This is a genomic window from Streptomyces sp. CC53, assembly GCF_001865245.1.
GTDB lineage: Bacteria > Actinomycetota > Actinomycetes > Streptomycetales > Streptomycetaceae > Streptomyces.
In genome coordinates this window covers 1-5,151 of record NZ_MKXB01000035.1, presented here as the reverse complement: position 1 = coordinate 5,151, position 5,151 = coordinate 1, and the positions used below count along the sequence as shown (strand labels likewise).

General features: G+C 76.6%; 4 protein-coding genes and 1 pseudogene. 3 read left to right on the top strand and 2 right to left on the bottom strand.

Annotated elements, in window-relative coordinates; translation table 11 throughout:
- Positions 1 to 970 (top strand): annotated as a pseudogene (locus BJP40_RS33905) (serine/threonine protein kinase); the annotation flags it as partial.
- A gap of 290 nt (positions 971 to 1,260) precedes the next feature.
- Here BJP40_RS33905 and BJP40_RS03105 read toward each other — a convergent pair.
- Positions 1,261 to 1,908, bottom strand: coding sequence for a response regulator transcription factor (locus tag BJP40_RS03105; RefSeq protein WP_071269782.1), 648 nt, complete (start codon positions 1,906 to 1,908; stop codon positions 1,261 to 1,263).
- On the bottom strand, positions 1,905 to 3,116 hold the full coding sequence (locus BJP40_RS03100; protein ID WP_071269780.1) for a sensor histidine kinase: 1,212 nt from the start codon (positions 3,114 to 3,116) through the stop codon (positions 1,905 to 1,907). The genes BJP40_RS03105 and BJP40_RS03100 overlap by 4 nt, the downstream gene beginning before the upstream one ends.
- 111 nt (positions 3,117 to 3,227) lie before the next feature.
- On the opposite strand from BJP40_RS03100, the gene BJP40_RS03095 reads away from it, so the two are divergent.
- Both BJP40_RS03095 and BJP40_RS03090 read left to right on the top strand, forming a co-directional pair.
- The gene (locus tag BJP40_RS03095; RefSeq protein WP_071269786.1) at positions 3,228 to 4,331 is read left to right on the top strand and encodes an ABC transporter permease; all 1,104 of its coding nucleotides are present in this window, start codon (positions 3,228 to 3,230) and stop codon (positions 4,329 to 4,331) included.
- Positions 4,328 to 5,002 carry an ABC transporter ATP-binding protein gene (locus tag BJP40_RS03090; RefSeq protein WP_071269779.1) on the top strand — a complete coding sequence of 225 codons (675 nt, stop codon included), beginning with the start codon at positions 4,328 to 4,330 and terminating at the stop codon, positions 5,000 to 5,002. Before BJP40_RS03095 ends, BJP40_RS03090 begins: the two co-directional genes overlap by 4 nt.
- Positions 5,003 to 5,151: the final 149 nt, after the last annotated feature.

Sequence of the window (5,151 nt, the reverse complement as noted above, 5' to 3'; positions counted from 1 at the left end):
CACGCCGCCCCCCGGCCAGGGCCGCGCACCCGCCGCGCCCACCCATCCGGCGACCGCCCACGCGGCGCCGTCCACGCCGCCGCCGGGATTCGGTCCGCCGCCCGCGGCCGGGTACGCGCCCACGCCGCCGCCCACCGCCGGGTACGCGCCGACACCGCCGCCCGGTCACGCCCAGCCGCAGCCCGCCCCCGCCGCCCACCCTTACACCCACCCCGTGGTGGGCGCCTTCGGGCAGCCGGGGCCCGCCGCGCCCGCACCGGCCCCCAAGCGGAAGTCCCGCGCCGGACTCATCGCGGCCGCGGCGATCGTGGCCTTCGCCGTGGCCGGCGGTGCCACCGCGTACGCGCTGCTCAAGGACCAGGACAAGGGAGGCACCAGCCAGTCCCAGGGCAAGCCCGCGGGGGAGAGCTCCAGCGCACCGGCGCCGACCGGAAACGGCAAGGCCACCGGCACCGGCGCCGACGCGGACGCCGGCGCCGACACGGACGCGGACGCGGGCTCCGACGCGGCAGCCGGGGACGGCGCGACGGACGGCGGTGCGGCCACGCCCTCGGCCGAAGCGGGCCGGCCGGCCGCCCCGCCGGAGCCGGTCGCCTACAAGGGCATCGACCTGACCGAGTTCTACGAGCTCGACCTCTCCGACGAACCCCTCAAGCCGGTCCGCGACGAGGGCGACATCCGCTACAGCTCCTCGGGCTTCGTCATCCCGACCGGTGCCTCGGGTCGGCTGGTCATCCTGCGCAGCGGGCAGGAGGGCTCGCTGGAGACCTGCGTGACCGAGACCCGGTACACCGGCAGCATCTCCAGCTCCCTGATGTCGAAGGGCACCCGGATCTGCCTGCAGAACGGGTCCGGGGACGTCGCCCTCATCACCGTGCAGGCCTTCTCGCCCGAGTCGGACCCCAGCGAGTACGTCACGCTGGACGTGACGGTGTGGCGGGGCGCGATGGACGTGGAGCAGTCCGGCTGACCACACGGGGGCGCGGGCCCGCGCCACGCGGCCGCAAGCCGCCGTCACCGGCCCGCGTCCTCCCACCGCTTCCACGAAGAAGGCGGCCACCGCCCGGGTCTCCCCTCCCGGCAGTAGGCGGAGCGACGCCCCCTCGGGCGGGGAGACGTGCACCGCCCGGACACCGGAGGGGCATCAGCCGGTGTCCCGTGGCGCCCGCCGCCCGCGCGCCGAGCCACCGCTCGTCAGGAGCGGTGGCTCCACGGCCCCGCACCGAGGGCCTGCGTACCGCCCGTCACCCCCGCGGCCCCTCAGCGGCGGATCAGGTGGTGCGCACGGGCCTTCGCCACCGCCGCCGTGCGGGACTCCACGCCGAGCTTGGCGAAGACGTGCACCAGGTGGGACTTCACCGTCGCCTGGCTCAGGAACAGCCGCTTGCTGATCTGCTGGTTCGACAGGCCCTCGCCCACCAGCTCCAGGACCTCCAGCTCCCGCTTGGTCAGCGTCTCGCCCGGGGTCCGCATGCGGTGCATCAACCGGTGCGCGACGGCGGGCGCCAACGCCGACCGGCCGGCCGCCGCGGTGCGCACCGCCGCCGCCAGCTCCTCGGGCGGCGCGTCCTTCAACAGGTAGCCGCTCGCGCCCGCCTCCACCGCGGCCAGGATGTCCGCGTCCGTGTCGTACGTCGTGAGGACGAGGACCCTCGGCGCCCCGGGGTCCCGCGCGGTGATGGCGGCCGTGGCCTCCGAGCCGTGCATGCTGCCGCCCGTACCGAACTGGAGGTCCATCAGCACCACGTCCACCCCGCCGGACGCCGTCCGCTCCACCGCCGCCTCCGCGGTCGCGGCCTCCGCCACCACCGTGAAGTCGGGTTCCGTGTCCAGCACGGCGCGCAGGCCGGCCCGTACGACCGGGTGGTCGTCGGCGAGGAGGAGGCGGATGGTCGGTGTCGTCGTCATGCGGAGGCCCCCGGGGAAGGCAGCGGCAGGGTGACGGCCACGGCGGTGCCCTGGCCCGGCGACGACTCGACGGCGAACGTACCGCCCAGCGATTCCGCCCGGGCCCGCATCGCCGGCAGCCCGAAGCCACCGCCGTCGGCCGACAGGCCGGGGGAGGGGCCGCCGGGCGGCGGAGCGAAGCCCGTACCGTCGTCGACCACGTCCAGCGTGACCGAGTCGTCCATGAACGTCAGCGTGATCTCGGCACGGCCCGCCGCCGCGTGCCGCACCGTGTTCGCCAGCGCGGACTGCGCGATGCGGAGCAGGGCCACCTCGTACGGCGTGGGCAGCGGCACCGGCGCACCGGACACCGTGCAGTGCACGGACGGGCCGTCGACGCTGGTCGACTGCTCGGACAGCCGCCTCAGCGCCGCCGCCAGCGACCCCTGCCGCTCCAGGTCCGGCGGGGTCAGGGCGCGCACGAAGCGCCGCGCCTCCGCCAGGTTGTCCTGCGCGGCCCGCCGCGCCCGCTCGATGTGCCCGGCGGCCGGCGCGTGCTCCGGCAGGGCGCGCTGCGCCGCCCGCAGCAGCAGCTGGATCGACGACAGTCCCTGCGCCAGCGTGTCGTGGATCTCCCGGGCCAGCCGCTCCCGCTCCGCCAGCGTCCCCGCGTGCCGCTCGGCCGCGGCCAGCTCGGCGCGCGTCGAGATCAGCTCCTCGATGAGCCGGCGCCGCCGCTCGCTCTCCCGGTACAGCGCCTGGTAGCCCAGCACCGTCGCCACCGCCACCGCGCCCCCCAGGAGCGGCCCCATCACCACCCCCGGGTTGAGGCCCGCTCCGTGCCCGACGTAGGCGGCGATGGCCGCGCCCGCCGTGCCCGCCACCGCAGGCAGCGCCCACCGCACCGGCAGCAGGTGCAGCTGCAGGAAGTACAGCGGGAAGGCCACCCACAGCGCGTCCGGGGTCAGCGCCAGCAGCACCAGCCACGCCGCGCACAGCGCCCCCAGCCACACCGCGGCCGCCGCCTGCGACCGCCGTACGGCACGGATCACCGAGCCCGCCGCGTACACCGCGCCGGTCAGGGCCGCGGCCGCCGTCACGGCGGCCGCGTGCGCCGCGGGGCCGCCCGCGACGGCCCGCAGCGCCGCCTGCGCGAGCAGACCGGCCATCAGCAGGTGCAGGCAGACGCGCAGCACACGCAGGGCGGGGGTGAGGGCACGTGGATCCATGACCCGTCCAGCGTAGGCGGACGGGGGCGCTCCGCCCTCAACCGAAAGTTCGATGTGACGCCCATCCGTGGCGCGATGCCGCGCGGGCGGCGGGCCACCAGGCTGGTCACCATGTTCGTGGCATGGAGAGATCTGCGATTCGCCAGAGGGCGCTTCGCGCTGATGGGCACGGTGATCGTGTTGATCACGCTGCTCGTGGGGTTGCTGTCGGGGCTGACGGCCGGGCTGGCGCGGGAGAACATCTCCGCGATCACCGGGCTGCCGGCCGACCGGCTCGCGTTCGCGGCGCCCCCTTCCGGCCGGGAGGTGTCGTTCGGCTCGTCGACCGTGCCGGAAGCCGCCTGGCGCACCTGGGCGCAGCAGCCCGGGGTGACGGCCGCCGAGCCGGTCGGCGTCACCACTCTGAACGCCACGGCGGCGGCCACCGGTGGCCGCACGGCCGCCGTGTCCGTCTTCGGCACCCGGCCCGGGGCGGGCATCGCCCCCGACGGCGGCCGACTCGGTCCGGGACGGGTCGTCGTCTCCCACTCGGCGGCCGAGGAGCTCGGCGTGGCCGCGGGGGACCGGGTCCGGCTCGGGACCGCCGGCCGGGAGGCGTCGGTGACCGCGGTCGCGGGCGACGCGTCGTACGCGCACACCCCGGTGGTGTGGGCCGACCTGGAGGACTGGCAGGCGCTCGCCCGCACCGGGGCCGCGCCGACGGGGCCGCAGGCCACCGTCGTCGCACTGCGCGGCGGCGAGGGCGTCGACTACGCGGCCGGCGACACCGCCGCGGGCACGGAGAGCCGCACCGTGGAGGGCGCGCTGGAGGCCATAGCGTCGTACCAGGCGGAGAACGGCTCGCTTCAGCTGATGCGCGGCTTCCTGTTCGTGATCTCGGCCTTGGTGACCGGCGCGTTCTTCACCGTGTGGACGATCCAGCGGAGCGGCGACGTGGCCGTGCTGAAGGCGCTGGGTGCCTCCACGCCGTACCTGCTGAAGGACGCGCTCGGGCAGGCCGTGGTGATGCTGGCGGCCGGGACCCTGGTGGGCACGGGCCTGGCGGCCGGTGTCGGGGCGCTCGTCAGCGGCGGCAGCGTGCCGTTCGTGCTGGAGCCGTTGACCGTGCTGGGGCCCGCCGCCGTGATGATCGCGCTGGGTGCGGTCGGTGCCGCCCTGTCCATCCGGCGGATCACCGCCGTCGACCCTCTGACCGCGCTCGGGAGCGCCCGATGACCTTGCTGCTGGACGATGTGACGCTGACGTACGCGGACGGGGACGGCCGGCTGACCGCACTGGACGCGGTGGGGCTGGAGGTCTCGGCGGGGATGCTGACGGCGGTCGTCGGACCGTCGGGTTCGGGCAAGTCGAGCCTGCTGGCCGTGGCGGCGACCCTGGTGACACCGGACAGCGGCCGGGTCGTGGTCGACGGGGTCGACACCGGGCGGCTGGACCGGGCGGGCCGGGCGGCACTGCGCCGCGACCGGGTGGGGATCGTCTTCCAGCAGCCGAACCTGCTGCCGTCCCTGACGGCGCTGGAGCAGCTGCTGGTGATGGCCCACCTGGCGGGCGCCGCCCGCGCCGCGCGGACGCGTGCCCGGGCCCGGGCGCTGGAGCTGCTCGACGCGGTCGGCCTCGCCCCCCAGGCCGGTCGGCGGCCCCACCAGCTGTCGGGCGGGCAGCGGCAGCGCGTCAACATCGCGCGGGCGCTGATGAACGACCCCGCCGTGCTGCTCGTCGACGAACCGACGAGCGCCCTGGACCACGAGCGCGGCGCCGCGGTGCTGGACCTGCTGGCGTCCCTGACCCGCAGCCGGGGCACGGCGACGGTGCTGGTCACCCATGACCGGACGCATCTGGACCACGCCGACCGGCTGGTCACCATCCGCGACGGCCGGGCTTCCTGAGCCCGCGGCCGCGCCGGGCGCTGCGGTCGGCGTACGCCCGCGCACGCGAACGGCATCCGCCCGCCGCCGGCGCCGGCGGCGGGCGGATGCCGCGGGTCGGCTCGCGGCGAGCCGGTGGAGCCCCCCACCGCGGGCCTGCGTGCGCGCGC